General features: G+C 51.0%; 14 protein-coding genes. 4 read left to right on the top strand and 10 right to left on the bottom strand.

The genetic code is table 11. The annotated features are described in order from the left end of the window. Entirely contained in the window at nt 1-849 is an 849-nt protein-coding gene (locus RIC29_04600) for a methylated-DNA--[protein]-cysteine S-methyltransferase (GenBank protein ID MEQ8734181.1), read from the bottom strand. Nucleotides 850-937: 88 nt separating this feature from the next. Next, the gene (locus tag RIC29_04595; GenBank protein MEQ8734180.1) at nt 938-1,924 is read right to left on the bottom strand and encodes a DUF1838 family protein; all 987 of its coding nucleotides are present in this window, start codon (nt 1,922-1,924) and stop codon (nt 938-940) included. Between the two features lie 154 nt (nt 1,925-2,078). Here RIC29_04595 and RIC29_04590 point away from each other — a divergent pair, with 154 nt between their 5' ends. Further along, on the top strand, nt 2,079-2,600 hold the full coding sequence (locus RIC29_04590) for a GNAT family N-acetyltransferase (GenBank protein MEQ8734179.1): 522 nt from the start codon (nt 2,079-2,081) through the stop codon (nt 2,598-2,600). Here RIC29_04590 and RIC29_04585 read toward each other — a convergent pair. Both RIC29_04585 and RIC29_04580 read right to left on the bottom strand, forming a co-directional pair. Continuing rightward, nucleotides 2,597-3,439 (bottom strand): phytanoyl-CoA dioxygenase family protein, encoded by an 843-nt coding sequence (locus tag RIC29_04585; protein ID MEQ8734178.1) that lies wholly within the window; start codon nt 3,437-3,439, stop codon nt 2,597-2,599. The genes RIC29_04590 and RIC29_04585 overlap by 4 nt on opposite strands. 8 nt (nt 3,440-3,447) lie before the next feature. Next, a complete protein-coding gene (locus RIC29_04580) occupies nt 3,448-4,038 on the bottom strand; it encodes a cyclic nucleotide-binding domain-containing protein (GenBank protein MEQ8734177.1) in 591 nt (196 codons plus the stop codon). Between the two features lie 172 nt (nt 4,039-4,210). On the opposite strand from RIC29_04580, the gene RIC29_04575 reads away from it, so the two are divergent. The 3 genes from RIC29_04575 (at nt 4,211) to RIC29_04565 (ending at nt 7,616) form a co-directional block, all read left to right on the top strand. Beyond that, nucleotides 4,211-4,774 (top strand): TRAP transporter small permease subunit, encoded by a 564-nt coding sequence (locus RIC29_04575; GenBank protein ID MEQ8734176.1) that lies wholly within the window; start codon nt 4,211-4,213, stop codon nt 4,772-4,774. Then, a complete protein-coding gene (locus RIC29_04570; protein MEQ8734175.1) occupies nt 4,771-6,303 on the top strand; it encodes a TRAP transporter large permease subunit in 1,533 nt (510 codons plus the stop codon). Before RIC29_04575 ends, RIC29_04570 begins: the two co-directional genes overlap by 4 nt. Before the next feature lie 62 nt (nt 6,304-6,365). Beyond that, the gene (locus RIC29_04565; protein MEQ8734174.1) at nt 6,366-7,616 is read left to right on the top strand and encodes a hypothetical protein; all 1,251 of its coding nucleotides are present in this window, start codon (nt 6,366-6,368) and stop codon (nt 7,614-7,616) included. Here the strand turns inward: RIC29_04565 and dctP are convergent. The 6 genes from dctP to RIC29_04535 form a co-directional block, all read right to left on the bottom strand. Beyond that, nucleotides 7,613-8,719 carry a TRAP transporter substrate-binding protein DctP gene (gene dctP, locus RIC29_04560; GenBank protein MEQ8734173.1) on the bottom strand — a complete coding sequence of 369 codons (1,107 nt, stop codon included), beginning with the start codon at nt 8,717-8,719 and terminating at the stop codon, nt 7,613-7,615. The two genes, RIC29_04565 and dctP, sit on opposite strands and share 4 nt — an antisense overlap. A gap of 4 nt (nt 8,720-8,723) precedes the next feature. Continuing rightward, nucleotides 8,724-9,746 (bottom strand): 2-oxoacid:ferredoxin oxidoreductase subunit beta, encoded by a 1,023-nt coding sequence (locus tag RIC29_04555; protein MEQ8734172.1) that lies wholly within the window; start codon nt 9,744-9,746, stop codon nt 8,724-8,726. A 26-nt stretch (nt 9,747-9,772) separates the two neighbouring features. Beyond that, a complete protein-coding gene (locus tag RIC29_04550) occupies nt 9,773-11,656 on the bottom strand; it encodes a 2-oxoacid:acceptor oxidoreductase subunit alpha (GenBank protein ID MEQ8734171.1) in 1,884 nt (627 codons plus the stop codon). Nucleotides 11,657-11,818: 162 nt separating this feature from the next. Next, nucleotides 11,819-13,351 carry a tetratricopeptide repeat-containing glycosyltransferase family protein gene (locus RIC29_04545; protein ID MEQ8734170.1) on the bottom strand — a complete coding sequence of 511 codons (1,533 nt, stop codon included), beginning with the start codon at nt 13,349-13,351 and terminating at the stop codon, nt 11,819-11,821. A 9-nt stretch (nt 13,352-13,360) separates the two neighbouring features. Then, nucleotides 13,361-14,554, bottom strand: a complete 1,194-nt coding sequence (metC, locus tag RIC29_04540) for a cystathionine beta-lyase (GenBank protein MEQ8734169.1) — start codon at nt 14,552-14,554, stop codon at nt 13,361-13,363. A 167-nt stretch (nt 14,555-14,721) separates the two neighbouring features. Beyond that, entirely contained in the window at nt 14,722-17,250 is a 2,529-nt protein-coding gene (locus RIC29_04535; protein MEQ8734168.1) for a TonB-dependent receptor, read from the bottom strand. Nucleotides 17,251-17,733: the final 483 nt, after the last annotated feature.

Here is a 17,733-nt window from a genome sequence, read left to right as displayed (position 1 = left end):
TTAGCGTCCGGCTGACTCCCTCGCCAGCATAGCCCAGCGACGAGACGCACCCCAGCGATACCGCTTAAATAAACCTGTCGCCCTCAAAACACGATGGCACGGTACAACATAGCCAATGTGATTGGCCGCAACGGCTGTGCCAACAGCGCGAGACGCTTTTCTGGTACAGACGTGTTCTGCGATTTGCCCGTAACTCGTAATCGCGCCAGGCGGCACACGCAAAAGGGCCGACCAAACTTGCAGTTGCCAAGGCGTCCCTTTCATAAGGATCGGAATAGACTGGCCACCTGAAAAAATGCGCGAAGCCACTTCCTTGGCAAGGCCCTGGTCTTCTTCAAAATGACTCAGAGGCCATCTCTGTTTTGCAGACTCGAGCAAAACCGCAACGTTATCCGTGACAAACTCAAGCCCGCAAAGACCGCGATCAGACACCAACAACAGAGCCGCTCCATAGGGTGTAGATGCGAGGCCATACCTGATAGTGATATCTGACCCTTGCGTTTTATATTCTCCAGGGGTCATCGCCTCGACCGACACCATCAGGTCGTACAAACGGGACGGACCAGACAGCCCCGCATCCAACGCCGCATCAAACACGCTGGCAGACTCTTCCAGTTTTTGCTTGGCGTGTTCGATCGTCAGATATGACAAAAACCGTTTAGGGCTGACACCAGCCCAACGCGAAAACAGTCGTTGAGCATGAAAAGGACTGAGGCCCATGCTTGCGGCTACGATATCTAATTCCGGCTGCGATGAGCGGTTTTCAATAATGTAAGCAATAGCCAATTCGACACGTTGGTAATCACGGAGGTCATCGTTGAAATTGGTGTTTGATGAGATACGGTTCATCCCTCACAGTACCGTTTAGATGCAGAAAAGGGCGACCCGATTCTTGCGGTCGCCCTTTTCAAATAACGGTCTTTATTCAGCGTTGAAGCTAGACGCCATCTTTGAAGGGTTGCGGATCCATTTCACGCTCGTAAACTTCATAACTGGATACATTTGGCTCCTGCCATTCCGTCGGGGCAGTGAAGTAATCGGGGTAGTTGGCTTCCGTGTACTCGCGAATGTGCCGTGGCAAGCCTTCCACGCCTTCTGCCATACGGCGCGTTACCGTCTTATAGAACAGGTGACCAGACTGACGTCCCATCAGCATCCATGGCAACCACGGCGAAATACGTTGCCAAGAACCTGAGGCTTGCACACGGGTTTGTTTAGGATCCATGAGATCAGATAGACGTGCATGGACCTGGATGGCTTCAAGAACCTGAGTGATTTCACCATGAGATTCGCGCGGCCATTCTTCCGGTTGAAGCACGGCACGGTGGGTGGTGTTTACACCGAAGTCTACCACCGCATTATCTCCCATCACCAACCACGGAAAGACAAACGGATAGGTAACTTTGGTTGGGCCAACACCGAAAGAATAGGTTGGCGCCCATGTCGAGTTCACCACATCATTATGGACCTGAACCACCTTGACCGTTTCGTCGAGGAAAGGGTTGCGCCACTCATCCATGATTTCGCCGGTTTTTAAATCAGTGTAATAGGCAACCTCTTTATGAAGCTTGCGCCACGCATAGTCACCGGTTTGGAAAGTCCGAGTCATCCCGAAACCTTCATAGCCAAACAAAGGCTCTAAACGCTTGTCTGGACCAACGTACGCAAGAACATCCCCTTTGAAATAGCCGCAGGTTTCAACACCATCACGCGTATCGGACATGAGTTTGCAAAAGGCGAGCGTGTTGTGCTCCGGCTTTTTTGGGTCAAAGGCACCATCAAAGTCGAGCGCCGTGTCAAAGCCATTGGATTTTGCGAGGGCGGGAGATGCGGACAATCCCGCAGCGGCAGCGGCAAGCCCTAACCCCGCACCAAGTGCGCGGCGCCGGTCCATCAGAAACCGGTCAACGGATGATACAATCATGAATGTGATCCTTTGTTTATGTAATGCGTCACAGGTTATTATCTCTAATACGATTGTCCCAGGTCTGGGAACATCTGCTAAGGTCGACTTTTACAACATCCACGCGTTGGACAGATAATTTAGCTTCACCATCAAGGCTGCGAAATAGGGTCCCATGCTTACGATTAGAACAGCAGAGGCAGAAGACGCAGCACGCATCGCAAACGTTCATGTCAAAACCTGGCATGCCACTTATTCGGGGTTACTCCCAAAATCTTATATTGATAGTTTTACTGAGGACCGACGCGCTATTGCTTGGGTGCGGATCATGAATCATATGGGTAAAAGCGAAGGTGTGTTGGTAAGCGAGAATCTCAACGGAGAGATCGTTGGCTTCGTATCCTACGGGCCACTTAGGTCGGTGATTCCAGGCCACGAAGGCGAAATCTCCAGCCTATACATATTGCCCGGTTTTCAAAGAGAAGGGCACGGTCGCAGGTTGTTTCTCGCGGCCAGCAACAGACTGCACCAAGCTGGTTTAGAGGGTCTGGCGATCTGGGTTCTCAGAGATAATCCAGCTGACATGTTCTATAAACGCATGGGCGGCACAGTTGTTTCAAGCCGGACCAGTGCTGAGGCCGACGTTGAATTAGATGAAATTGCCTACGGATGGGAAAAGATCCCATCCTACGGCTAAACAGAACGATTAATGTGAAGGCTGGGAGATTGACTTGGCTCTGGCCAAAGCATTGGAAAGAGGTCGCACGGCATAGGATCTCCCTCACTCAAGCCCGGATCGATAATCGGCTGTGCGCCTTTCTTGCGCACAGTGTAATACGCATCATCCCCCGTAAACCTATAGGCCACGGCGCGGCGGCGTTCACTCGTCGCATTGCCAGGGGCAGCGTGCAGAGTACGCAGATGATTCACAACGATATCACCTGGCTGTGTTTCATAAACTACGATGTCGTACGCGTCACGATTGGCATCAATGTCAGGGAGCGGTTCGTATTCATCTGACTCATAAGTGATGTTCGGATCAAACCCAGTAGCCTGGTAAAGCGCGCCTGAGCGATGCGATCCCTTAACCCATTCCACGGCACCAGACTGAACAGTAACCGGATCAACCGCGACCCAAATGGAGATCAACTGATCTCCGTCTGCATACATATATGTTTGATCTTGATGCCATGGACTGCGCGACGGCGTTTGGGGTTCTTTGACAAACATTTGATCCAACATGTGAACGGCTGTGGAAGAGTTCATAAATGAAGCCGCAATGTGAGCCAGCGGACTTTTGAGTAAGAACTCTCGCATGGCCTCGTCAAAGGTCCACATAAACACGTCGCCCGCGAAGCGCCCTGGCGATCCATCGGCATTAAAATTGCGCCCTTTTGGGCCAGGGTTTTTCAAGCAAGAGTCTATACCGGCAGCCAGTATTGCAATGAGGCCCGGCGGAATAACCTGACGCAAACAAATGACGCCATCTTGCTTGAATTGGGACAGCTGGTCCGGTGTAATGAAATCCGGTGTCATTGTAGAAATCAGGTGGGCGGGGCTGCCGGTGGCAGGGCATCGGTGCGACGTTCTTTGTCACGATTTCGCTCCGCTATCGCCACCAACTCAGCCACCACTTCGTTTAGCGCCCCGACTTTTACTGCAACATCCACATCTAATTCTGTATCGTCACTGTCCGTGAGGAACTTGGTTAATGCATCGCATTGACGACTAAGAGCACTGACAGAATCCAACAAACTCCGCGCTTTCGGTGTGTAACTATCATGAACGCTGCGCAGATTACCGAGCAGCATTGTAATCAGCGCCTTAATGAAAGGGTCCGTCTTCTTCATCTTCTCGGACATCAACTCAACCGAGATCATGGTCAGCGTGCAATCCTCAAGTGTAAAGGCCGAGGCCATGCGGGGGCTGCCATCGATAACTGCCATCTCGCCAAACAGCTCGCCCTTTCTGAGGGTCGCAAGCGGCACCTTTTTATCCTCGACTTCTCGGTAAATACCGATAGAGCCGGAGTTGACGATGAACGCTGCATTACCCGGCTCACCCTGCCGAAAGAGAGTGGTGCCTTTTGGGTATGTGACAACTTCAATAGCCTGCTCATCGAGCGACTGAACCATGGAGATTGGACCTTAAAAGAACGCTGTGTAGTTAGTGGGGGGTATTCTAAACAGCGGAATCCGGTTGCACCAAGAATTAAGCACATAAAAACAGCCCAAACCGAAAAAAGTGTGCTTTTCTGGCACCTTAGCCATAGCCCTGTTAGAAAGAGGTGGGGGATTATTTAAGATTATGAAACGCGCTGTTGCCTTTATCGCTGCGATTGACGCTTTAAACAATTTAATTGGGAAACTCTGCGCCTGGCTAACGCTCGGCTGCGTTCTGACCTGCTTCCTGGTGGTTGTGCTGAGATATGGTTTCTCCATCGGGTTCCCATGGATGCAAGAACTCTATGTTTGGCAACATGCTGCTGTTTTTATGGTTGGTGCAGGATTTACATTTTTGCACGGTGGCCATGTCAACGTAGACATCGCCTACACCCGCTTTAAGCCTGAGACAAAAGCCTGGGTGGATATCCTTGGGACTCTGTTCTTTTTATTCCCATGGATGGCGGTGTTGGCCTGGACATCATCCCAGTTCGTTTTGTCATCCTGGAAAATTTTAGAGCCTTCATCGCAGTCCAATGGAATGCCCGGCCTCTTTGTTTTGAAATCCATGATCTGGATTTTTTGCGCTGTGCTGACCCTGCAAGGCATGGCTCTCCTTGCGCGACGCATGTTGTTTCTTAACGGTCACCAAGAATATTCACCAGACCTCAAGCGCAGCAACGTCCATGGGCCCGAGGTGAACGCATGATCGGAGAAATTCTTGCGGCCCTGATGTTTCTCGCCACCATATTAGTGGTGCTTGCTGGTTATCCGGTTGCCTTCACCCTTGCTGGAACTGCTCTAGCATTCGGCGGTCTTGGAATCGCCTTGGGTCTGTTTGAGCCAAGCTTATTGTCTGCTTTGGCGAGTCGCTATTTTGGCACCATGACCAATGAAGTGCTAGTTGCCGTGCCCCTGTTTGTTTTTATGGGCGTGATGCTCGAGCGATCAAAAATCGCTGAGCAACTGCTTATGACCATGGGAGAGTTGTTTGGTGCCATGCGCGGGGGTCTCGGACTCTCCGTGATCTTAGTGGGGGCCCTGCTCGCCGCCTCAACCGGCATTGTCGGCGCGACAGTCGTCACCATGGGTCTCCTGAGCCTGCCCATCATGACCCGGGCCGGATATGATCCTAAACTCGCGACGGGCGCGATTTGCGCTTCTGGCACCCTCGGTCAAATCATACCACCCTCAACCGTTCTCATTTTTATGGGCGACATTCTGCAAGGGGCCAACCAGCAGGCGCAGTTGGAAATGGGCAATTTCTCACCAGACCCCTTGTCTGTCGGGCAACTGTTTGCCGGTGCTATGTTACCCGGCCTGATTTTAGTCATTCTTTACATGCTGTGGATTGGCTTCAAAGCGATCACAGACCCCGAGTCTTGCCCCGCCCTTGAGCTTGACCCGGCGCAGCGCGCCAGCCTCCCCGGCAGAGTTGTGAGCGCCCTGGCACCACCATTACTTCTGATTTTTGCAGTCCTTGGGTCCATCCTCGCAGGTATCGCAACCCCTACAGAATCCGCCTCAGTTGGAGCAGTTGGTGCCATGCTCCTAGCCGCCGCCAAAGGCCAACTGAACAGATCAATCCTCGGTCAGGTGATGCGCGCGACTTTAATGATCAGTTCCATGGTCTTTGTGATTTTACTGGGCGCGTCTGTCTTTAGTTTGGTTTTTAGGGGCTTGGGCGGCGAGGAACTGGTTTTCGATATTCTTGCCTCCATGCCAGGAGGTGCGGCAGGCGCTGTCTTTATCGTGATGCTGGTGATTTTCTTTCTTGGGTTTTTTCTCGACACGTTTGAAATTATTTTCATCACAGTGCCAATTGCCGCTCCGGTTTTGATTCAGCTCGGCGTCGACCCCATTTGGCTGGGCGTTCTGATCGGCATGAACTTGCAAACCAGTTTCCTGACGCCGCCGTTTGGGTTTGCTCTTTTTTACCTGCGCGGCGTGGCGGACGCCGCCATCAAGACACTGGATATCTACAAAGGGGCTCTGCCGTTTGTCGGCTTGCAGGTGGCTGGAATTGGACTGCTCTGGCTTGTGCCTGACCTCGCAACATGGCTGCCAGATATTCTATTTGGTGCCGAACATTACGTTCCACCGCTAGGCGCGGAAGCCTCACCCAGCACTGCAATTCCCATGGATGGACTCGACCGCTTTGAGGACCTGTTGAGTGACAAGCCTTCTCAAACGCCGCCAGGCAACCTTGATCAATTTGACAATCTCGTCCCGCAATAAAGCGCTATTGGCTCTGAAGATGATGTGAGTTTGCATCCCATGGTGGTTGTGGAGTCGATGTAATGGATACTCAGGCATTCCTGCGTCAGCGCCGGGATACGCACGCTTTAGTGCGCTGCGCTTCAGATAATGTCAGAAGTGATCTCATCCCGCGCTTTGTGGCTGAGAAAACCCCACTGCTGGACTCTTACTTAAGTATCAACCAGCACCACTTTGCCCGCGATGTTCACATGGGTCAGATGGCGCAGGCTGATTCAGCCTATCGTTTTATCACGTCTGAGAAGCGAGACCCTTACTATCAAACAACATTAGATGAACTGTGTAGCCTAAGAGGTATCCGCGGAAATGTAGGTGGCTTTGAAGTGGTCCACCCAAAATTCCTGAAGTCTCTTTCAAGCAAACTCTTCGCGGCACTCGTAGCGCACGAGTCTTTTACTAGTGAGACCTTGTTTATACGATACATCGCGATCGCGGATTTCGCCCTGCAATTGTTGCATCCTGTTAAAGATGGGACAGGCCGAACCGGGGAAGACATAATGGTTCTGCTAGGTTTGCACCATCAACGCCCATTGACGTTTTCACTGACAGGATACCGCGCGTCTTTAGATAATAGCGATAGACTTCTATTCCATCGTCATGTCACCGAGCGCATAGGACATATCGAATTTATCACGGCTTTCCTGTTCGGGATTGGTGTGCCCGCTCAGGTCATCTACCCGACGCACATCTTAGAGGTTATCAACGCACTCATAAAAACATACGAAAGTAGAAGCCAGAGCGCGCAAATCTGGCCAGACGGATTAACAGACGTCATTGACAAATTATCTGAAGAAATCATGCAGGACTTGGCTTCTGACGACCCATTACTGACACAGGGCCACCCCTACTTTGACTATGCCTCATTTTACGTCAAAGAACTTTGCTACTTAACACTGTGCCTAGAAGATCCGGACACGCTCTTTGACGGTTTACTCAAACGCTATCCGCTATCGATGGGCTGCCGTTTGCTTGACGTTCAAGTAGCGCTCAAACGAGCGTACCGACCGACACCCCCAAGCCTTGGTGTTTTGACTGACGGCGTCATGGCCCTGATAGATTTAAAACGTTTAGGTTTGTTGAAGTCTTCTGACAGAAGCCTTGAGAAAGCTGTATCTCTCATCGAAGATGATGTCTTCGCGACACTACTGGATTTAGAGTCCCGAAGCCCATCGCTGGAAAAATTGTTGGAACGGGTAGGCGTTCCAAATGGGTGGGACATGAGTCCGAAACACTTCAGAACTGCTCTACACGCTAAAATGAATTGGACGCTTTAGCTTCTTAATCCGAATTCAAACGGCAACCGCCGGGCATTGATAAACGCCTGCTCGCTGATACGCGTCCAGGGCATTATGTCTTTGCGAAAAGCCAAAAAATCTTCAACAATTTTACGTACAATAGGCGTGCCAGATTCATACACTTCGTTAAGCACTTCATTGGCTGCCCTACCGCTCGCCATGAGCACATCTTCCGGAAGCGCCTTAACTTGAACACCATGCTCTTGCACAAGCGTGCGGAGCGCAGGGCCAGACCGTGCGTTGTATTCCGCCAACATATCTTGGTTAGCCACGTCCGCCGCAGCTTTTACAATCCCGCGCAATTCATCCGTCAGGGATTGCCATGCTTCTTCATTGACCATGAGTTGAAGGGCTGCCCCGGGTTCGTGATATCCATAGGAATAATAGTATTTGCACACCTGGTAAAACCCGAGGGAAAGATCGTTATAAGGGCCCACCCATTCAGCGCCGTCGAGAGCGCCAGACTGGAGGGCTGGAAATATTTCCCCGCCCGCCAACACAACAGGCGTCGCACCTAATTTCTGAAGAATTTTCCCCTGATTACCAGGCGCGCGGAACTTTAACCCCTGCAAATCTTCGACCGAATTGATTTCCTTTTTAAACCAACCCAGCATTTGAGTTCCGGTGTTGCCGGCAAGAAATCCACGCACCCCAAAGGGCTTATACAGTTCATCCCAAAGTTTCTGGCCATTGCCGTAGCCGACCCAAGCCTCAATTTCGTTTGCCGTAAAGCCCCAGGGGAATGACGTATAGAAAGCGCAGCCTTCAGATTTTCCAAGATGATAGTAAGAGGCATCATGGCCAAGCTGAGCCGTACCATCGGCGACCGCATCAAATACGCCCAAAGCCGGTACAAGCTCGTTGGCTGAATAGACTTTTACAATGATACGCCCATTGGAAAGATCGGTAATGCGCTGCGCCAGACGGTCCGCGCCAGTTCCCAGTCCGGGCAACCCTTTCGGCCAGCTTGTGACCATGCGCCATTCTTGAATGCCTTGCGAGATGGCCGGCGTGGGTAATGAAGATGCCGCGGCAGCAGATCCGCCGACAGCAGCCGTTTTGATGAAAGACCGGCGCTTCATCTGATTAGGTCACCGTCCAAGTATTACCTGAGCGCAACAGCACATCCAAATCGCCCAACCCCTTAGACTTCGCAGCTTCAACTTGTTCGCGGACCGCAGCTTCATAAGACGGCGCGGGGTCGCAATAGATGACTCCCAAGGCCACTGGCATTTCGGGCGGTTTCATTGAAACCAATAAGCCTGCCAGCACGCGATTTGTCTCGTCGTGGAAAAGAATGTCCTGCTCAGTTACGCCGCCTTCGCCGATGGTCACAACTTCCAATTCAAAAGCCCCAGGCTTAATGCGCAACCCCTTATTACCTTCAGCCCCAAAAATCAGCCGTTCGCCATGCACGACATGAATCTGCGTGTCTTCTGCCGCGCTCTTCTCGGTGAAATGAGCAAATGCATTGTCATTAAACACAATGCAGTTTTGGATGATCTCAACGAAAGAGGCTCCTTTGTGATCTCGTGCGCGCTTAAAAATATGACCCAGGTTTTTGGCTTGGATATCAATGCCGCGCGCAACAAACCTAGCGTTGCATCCTAAAGCAAAAGTACACGCATCAACTGGCGCATCGATCGACCCTTGTGGTGTCGATGGAGATTTTTGCCCGACCTTTGATGTCGGCGAGTACTGACCTTTTGTCAGGCCGTAAATTTCATTATTGAACAATAAGAACTGCACATCGACATTACGCCGCAACACATGCAGCAAATGATTACCCCCGATTGAGAGCGCATCCCCGTCGCCAGACACCACCCACACATCAAGATCCGGATTTGCCAGCTTTACGCCTGTGGCAACGGCAGGTGCACGTCCATGAATAGTATGGAAACCATATGTCGCCATGTAATAAGGAAATCTCGCGGCACAGCCGATACCAGATACAAATACGGTGTTGTCAGGCTCAGCTCCCATTTCTGCCAAAGCCACCTGGACGGCTTTCAAGATGGCATAGTCACCGCAACCGGGGCACCAACGCACTTCTTGATCTGAGGCGAAGTCTTTGGCTTTGAGTTTGGCGGGTTCAACTTGAACGTTCATCTTTTTTTCTCCAAAGGCACGTAAGCTTAGTTGCGCACGCGCGCTTTAATAGCGTCTTCGACTTCGCGAATGGTCAGGGGCTGACCTGTCACTTTGAGGTGGCCCTCAATGTCTTGGCGTGTTTGGCTGCGCAGGAATGTCAGCAGTTGACCATTATTCATCTCCGCAACCAAAACTTTATCGAATTTAGACAGCAACTCGATCAAGTTAGAGGGGAGCGGCCAAACATGTCTCAAATGAATGTGTGAGACGCTCAAACCTGCCTCAAGCACGTTTGCCACAGCCCGATTGATTGGGCCATAGGTCGAGCCCCATCCAACCACCGCCAAGTCACCACCCGTTTCATTACCAAGCTCAACAGACTGAAGCGGTATGTCCTTCGCTATGCCATCAATTTTGGCCGTTCTGAGATTTGTCATCTTTTGATGGTTGTTTGGGTCATAAGAAATATTGCCCGTCCCATCCGCCTTCTCAATACCACCGATACGATGCATCAGTCCCGGCGTACCTGGCTTTACCCAAGGGCGCGCCAGTGTTTTCTCATCCCGGCTGAACGGCAAAAAGCCTTCCGGTTCTGTGCGGTGTGTAACTGGAAATGCTTCATAGTCAGATAAGGATGGTATGAGCCATGGCTCCGCAGCGTTGGCAATATAGCCATCAGACAAAAGAAAGACCGGCGTCATATACTTTGTCGCCAGGCGCACAGCCTCAATGGCCGTATCAAAACAATCTGAAGGAGAGCGAGCAGACACGACCGGCATAGGCGCATCACCATTGCGCCCCCAAACTGTGAGAAATAAATCAGATTGTTCGGTCTTTGTCGGTAATCCCGTCGATGGACCAGCGCGCTGAGTGTCGACGATGATCAACGGCAACTCTGTTGAAATCGCCAGACCGATAGCTTCTGTTTTTAACGCAATACCCGGGCCCGAGCTCGCTGTGATTCCCATGTTGCCAGCATATGAGGCACCAATAGCTGAACAAGCTGCAGCAATTTCATCTTCAGCTTGGAATGTCGTAATTCCGAAATTTTTCAATCGCGAGAGAATATGCAAGATCGGCGAGGACGGCGTAATAGGATAGGAACAAAACGTCATATCCAAACCCGCTAACTGGCATCCTGCGGCAAGCCCCCAAGATAGCGCTTCCGCGCCCGTTACCAATCTGTATTCACCAGGCGCGAATTCAACTTCAGCAACATGTGTGCGCTGAACATCGCCAGAAACTTCAGCGGTTTCGCCATAGACGTGACCAGCCCGTAACGCCGCGATATTTGCGTTTGCAACGGGTGAGTTCACGCCAAACTTAAGCGCTATGAATTTTTCGGTTGCTTCTGTCGTGCGGTCGTACATCCAGTAGACTAAACCCAGCGTCCACATGTTCTTGGCGCGCAAGGCTTCTTTCTGGGTAACTTCAAACGGTTTTGTTGCCTCAAGGGTAAGAGTAGAGATATCAATCTCAAGGGTTTTATATTCACCCAAAGTGTCGTCTTCTCTGGGGTCGACATCAAACCCGGCCTTCTTAAGATTACGAGCTGTAAAACTGCCCGTATCAAGAACAATCAACCCGCCTGTGCGAACGTCCTTATAATTAACTTTCAGAGCCGCCGGATTTAGCGCCACGAGTACGTCTGGTGTATCACCTGATGTCTTAACCTCACGAGACCCGAACTTAATCTGAAATGCGGACACACCGTAGGTCGTGCCTGTGGGTGCGCGAATTTCAGCCGGAAAATCAGGGAACGTTGCTAAAGAGTTATGGTCAAGCGCAGTGGCCTGAGAAAATTGGCCACCAAGTAACTGCACGCCATCGCCAGAATCTCCGGCAAACCTTACAACAATAGACTCCGTATCAGACACTGAAGCTGTTTCTGATATTCCATTTTTAGATGGGTCGGCTTGCAGGTTCATCACCTTAGTCCTCTTGACCAGACGGACGCCAACGTGGCGATGCCCAGAATGTTATGATGTTGTCATATATAAAAGCTTTTTAGAGCCTTAAGTACAGAAAACAAGACCTGACCCATCGGTTATTAAGGACAAGGCTCATCATAAAAAGCGTTTTCTGAACCATCAGAATGCATGGCCAGCGAGCTCACGAGACACACGCGCAAAGGGATCGCCCCACTCTCCCGCATGCTTTTGCCAATACAATCGCACGGAGGGATACCACAGCGATTTTGATGGTTTTTTGAGCCAATACCAAAGCCGGCCAGGGCCCGTCGGCACTAAGCACCAAGTGGGCACACCGAGTGCTCCAGCTAGATGGGCCGTGGTATTCGAAGTTGTGATCACCAAATCGAGCTTTGATATAAGGCTAGCCAACCCATCAAGATCCTGGGTCGCATCAACGCCGTGATCTGCCACGATTTCTATACCCAGACGCTGTTGCACCGCGTTGAGGTCAGAGTCTACTGGCCCGTATTGCAATGAGAAAAATTTGCTGTCTGACCGAGCCTCAAACACTGGAGCCCAATGCTCTATAAGATCTGTTGATTTATGCGCTCCAAGACCCTCGCGTGCACTACGCCATGACAGGCCAATCTTGAGTGGAACGCGATGCTGATCGGAGAAAAGACCGCTTAGAGAGAAGCCTTCTAAATCAGCCTGAAGGTAAGGTTTAATGTTCTGAAAACTATCCGCATGAGGACGAAAAATTCTACCAAGACTACCCATTGCGATTTGCATGTCCGACTGTGCTTTAATCAAACTCTCAACCGGTGGCGTATTTTGAGAATAAACCTCTGCTTTTGGAAAACTACGCGCAAATAACGTTTGAAGACGTGACTCACATTCCACAATGACGCGCCCGGCAGATTTTACAAGATCAGGGATCATACTCGCATGCAGAATTTGGTCTCCCAGGCCCTGCTCACCCCAGACCAAAATAGTTTTATGGGTGAGGTCTTCGCCATGCCACTCCGGCAGCGTGAAAGGCCGGGGTTCAAATCCTGATTTAAGGTCTAACTTGCGGTATTCGTAGTCGGCCCAGCCGTCAGCATAATTCTGATTTCTCAGCCTAAGATGGCCACGATTGTGACGGGCACGGGCATGTGAGTCTTCCAACTGAATAGCGCGGTCAAAAGCATTAGCCGCAGCTTCGTCATCGCCCTCTACAGCAGCGCAGTCTGTTTGACTGAGCGCTAATCCAAGGTCACACCAAGTGTCTGCCGAGTGAGGATCGAGCGCCAGCGCCTCTTTTAGAAAGGGGACAGCTTTATCTGGGTCTCCCAAGCGCAGATAGACAACACCAAGGTTGCGGTTCGCAGAAATATGTTTTGGGTTGATCGCCAAAACCTTAAGCAACGCGGCACGGGCATCGTGGTTGCGGTCCGTATCCATCAGGACCCGGCTGAAATTGTAGAGCGCCTCCAGATGAGTCGGGTTTTCTCTTAGTGCTGCCCTGAGAGCAGCCTCCGCACGCTTCTGGTCTCCTGTTTGGCTGTAAAGACTGCCTAGCAGGTAAAACGCTTCAACATGCTTTTTGTTTTGCTTGAGAATACGACGATAGCAGCGCTCAGCAGCTTTCATATCCCCCGCTTTGTGGAGATCGTACCCCTCCTTCAAAAGAGTTGAAGGCGTTTTACCTGAACCGCGTTTACTCACACGGCAAGCCTAGCCGTTTTTCAGCACTAACTTAAATCGCTCCAAGCCAGCTTCGAGGTCAACGATCAGATCGTCAGGATCTTCAAGACCAATATGGAGTCTGAGTCCAGGCTCAGGGTGCGCCCACGTCGTCACCGAACGTCCTTTCGCCGGAGACGATCCACACATGAGGCTTTCATAGCCACCCCACGAATATCCCAATGGAAAATACGCCATGCCATTGATCATCGCGTAGACAGCGTCTTTAGATGTTTCTTTGAAAACCACGCCCAATAATCCACTTGCACCTAAAAAGTCTCGCTTCCAAATTGCGTGCCCTGGGTCGTCCGGGAGCGCGGGGTAGAGAACACGCGCCACCTCTGGCCGCGATTGTAACCATTTCGCGATTTTAAGCGTGTTGATCTGATGGGCACGAAGACGAACGCCAAGCGTGCGCAAACCGCGTGTGGCTAGGTAAGCATCGTCGGGGCTAACGGCCACACCTAATTGCTGGCGGCCACGATATAAAGTTGGAAAGTGTTTCTCGACCGCCGTGATACTGCCAAGCATGACATCCGAGTGACCCACAATATATTTCGTGCAGGCTTGGATTGAAACATCAGCACCGATCGTCAGAGGCTTATGAAACAACGGGGACGCCCACGTGTTGTCAATCATTACAACGATGTTTTCATTTGCCGCATGCGCCGCTTGGGATATGGCTGGAAGATCTTGCATCTCAAAGGTATGAGAGCCTGGGCTCTCTGTAAAAATCACAGTCGTGTTGGGCTGAATAAGTGATTGAATATCGGTGCCGATCAGCGGGTCGTAGTATGTGGTCTCAACACCAAAACGTGCCAAAGTTTCGTCACAAAAATGACGGGTTGGCTCGTAGATAGAGTCCACCATCAACAAATGATCGCCTGCTTTTAAAAAAGACAGCAGCGCAGTTGTCACAGCCCCCAGGCCAGACGAGGCAAGCACGGTGTCAAAACCTTGCTCTAAATCTGTGATGGCTTCTTCAAGAGTCCACGATGTCGGCGACCCTTTCCGACCATAAAACATAACCTTTTTTTGCTGACCTAGAGCTTTGTCAGCTGCGTCATGCATGGCATCCGTATCAGAAAAAACCATGGTAGACGCGCGATAAATCGGTGTGTTCACAACGCCATGTTTGAGTGCGTTTTTGCCACCGCCGTGGATGATTTTTGTGTCTTCTTTCATGGCGTTATCCTGTCTCTCTTTTCTCTTTCACGCAAACCCCTTTGCAGCAGAGATGAAAGACCAACTATTCGCATAAGTGTAAACCCCTCTTAACGTTAATCTTGAAACCAAAAGAAAACGCCCCGGCTGTTGCCAGCCGGGGCGCGTTCTCCCGTAGAAGTCTAAATCTAGAAGCTCAAAGACGTTTTCAGGCCAAACTGCCGCTTGTTCTGCGGGGTGACCGCAACGCCTTGATAAAAGGTGAAGAAAGCGAAGTCGATCTTGCGCGAGAAGTCGGTCCAGCGCGCACACGCCGACCAGTTGTCGTCATTAAAGGCGTTCTTAACCCACAGCTCGACGCGGAGATCATCCCGCTCAACGCCGGCCCGGGCATTGAACAACCAGTAGTCGTTACACTGGGCCAGATTGGCAACCGACACCCACGTTTTGCCGAAGTAGATGGCATCGCCGCGGACAAACCAGTCCCAGTCGTCATTGAGCGGCTGGGTGTATGTGGAGCTGATCGAGCCCGTCCATTTCGGGTAACGGGCGTGCTCGTTGCCTTCCATGTTAATGAAGTTGGCGTAAGTTTCTTCAAAGTTGGACTCAAAATCAGTGAACTCGCTTGCGGCATAAGCCAGACTAAAGTCCGTCGTCCAACCTTCCGCTAACAACGCCTGGCCTTCGAGTTCCAAACCATAAACATCGCCGGTGCCGGTAATCGTCGTATTCCGGGCTGTGAAAATCGGCGTGCCATCAGCCAGAGACTGCAAATCGCCAAGGGGTGTTAAGTCTTGCGGACGACACCCTGTGGAAGTTGCGTTGAACGGCTTACATGTTTCTTGGATACTCGCGACCACACGGCTTTTCTGATTCTTCCATTTGCCGTAATAGAGCGCGGTCGAGAAATTTAAACGGCTGTCAAAGGCTGTTTGTTTCCAGCCGATTTCGTAGCTGTCCAATTGTTCCTCGGGAAGAATATCAAATACGCGGTCGCCAAGCTGGGCTTCATACTGCACAAGCTCTTGAGCATCCGCATTGATGAGAAACGAGTTTGATTCTCCGGGCAACACACCTTTGGAATAACTGGCGTAAAGGTTGGTTTCTTCAAAGGGCTGATACTGAAGAATGACACGCGGCAGGAAAGTGTTGGCGTCAATATCTTCGCCCGCCTTATCCAGACGGTCTTGCTGGTAGCGGCCCTCAAGGTTGACAGTAAACTGGTCCGTCACGTCATACGAAACAGCGGCAAAAACGGCTGACGTTTTCACACTGTCGATGTTGTTTAGGCCGTTTGCCGTGACCAGCGTTGGAATGGGTCTGCAATCATCACTCTCCGCAGGAACACCTGGCAACGCATCCCAACACGGGATGACGGCGCTTCCACCTGTACCGGATGTCGCAAAATCCTGCTCATAATAGTTCAAACCGGCTAGCCACCGCAGACTGTCTTCCTGGTTTGAGGTCAACCGCGCTTCAATAGAAAGATCGTCTTGGAGCTGCGGATCACTGCTGATGTTGCGCACAAGACCGGTCAGTCCCTGTTCGCGAATCCAGTTGGCTTCCATTTTGTTGTAACCACCCTGAACAACCGCGCTCATCCCGTTCTGGAATTCGTAGTCCAGCGCAGCACTGTACCGGTAGGTATTACGAACCAACCCCACTTTGTTGATGCTTGGAATGTTCGCAAAAATATCCGGGCGTGGCGCATTGATCAGATTATCAATGACAAAGTCCGGATTGGTTTCAATCGCCCCGAAAGGAATTTGCGGCCGGAGCGTTGTCACCCCATCAATGATCTGAAAATTGCCGAGGCGGGAAATGGCCTCGCCTTGTCCAGGGACTGCCCCACAAAACCAGTTTACAGGGCTCGCCGTCTCACCAGCTTTCGTGGTGATCGTTTGACCTGAGCAGGTATCATTTTCTTCGCCGCCGATGAACCCGCCAGCGGGTGCCCCATCATCATCACGGCCATAAAACGCCCGGAGACGGATAGAAAGGGCTTCATTCGGGGTCGCAAACAGAGTCGCATTGACCGAGTTGGTGGATTGCTGCCCAAGCTCGCCGCCGTCAGACGCTGTCCACATGCCACCACGGCTGTAAAGGCGGGCGCCCACGCGGGCTGCCAGCTTGCCTTCCACCAACGGGCCTTCAAAGCTGCCGGACACATCAAACTCATCGTAGGTGGCACCAGATGCCTGGATTTTACCGGAAAACTCTTCAGTGGACGGGTTTCTGGTGATGTAGTTCACCGCACCGCCAAAGGTATTGCGACCGAAGTAGGCGGCCTGCGGACCTTTAATAACCTCAACGCGCTCTAAGTCATCCAATGGAATAGAGTGCGTCGACCCCAGCACATAAATACCGTCAACAAACAACGCACCAAGTTGGAAGGTCGGTATGTTCGAGTTAACGTTCATGCCACGGAAACGAATCGCCGGATTAAAACGTCCTGGGCGCTGGCCACCTTGGTCTGAGTATTGAAGCCCTGCAACCTGGAGAGAAAGTTCTTCCAAGCCTTTAAAACCTGAGCGGTCGATGTCATCAGCTGAGAACACCGAAATTGCCAACGGCACCTCTTGCAGAGACTCCTCGCGCTTGCGTGCTGTCACCACAATTTCTTCAAGAGCCAGCGATTGTGCATAAGCAACTTCACCGAGGCCAACAGTCAGCGCTAAGCCAGCCGCCCCGGACAAAAAATAAGCTTTAGAATTCATTATTAGGTTTCCCCTCTAAGCCATGCCTACACAAAGACATGCCGCCATCTTAAATCTGAAAGCGCTAATCTTGGGCTTAGACGCTCTCCCCTAAGACACTATAATACAAATGGGTAATTTAACTGCAATGACTCTCGCTTTAAGATGATGATTCTAAAAATAAAGGATCTATTTAGGATAAAGTTGGTATTTCCATATTAATTATGGTTTTTTATTCTAATTCATCCTTATGTCTGTGGAGTGTCACGCAATATTCAACTCCTGTCATCGTACGTAAACACGCTAATACCTTGTGAGTGTTGCAGAAATAACGCTTGTCGCAGCCCTTTACCCTTACTCTTGAGTTAAAGCTTTAACATGCAATCGAATTCGTTAGGCTTCACACTTCTTCATTAAGGCTGGGGGCGACTTCGTGTTTGCCCGCGCCTATTTCTCTCAAGTCTCAAATCTGGTTGACCAAAAAACCAAGACATCCAAGAAAAA

Source organism: Rhodospirillaceae bacterium (assembly GCA_040219235.1).
Taxonomy (GTDB): domain Bacteria; phylum Pseudomonadota; class Alphaproteobacteria; order Rhodospirillales; family Rhodospirillaceae; genus WLXB01.
The sequence above is the reverse complement of the archived record's forward strand: the minus strand, read 5'-3'. Positions and strand labels throughout refer to the sequence as shown.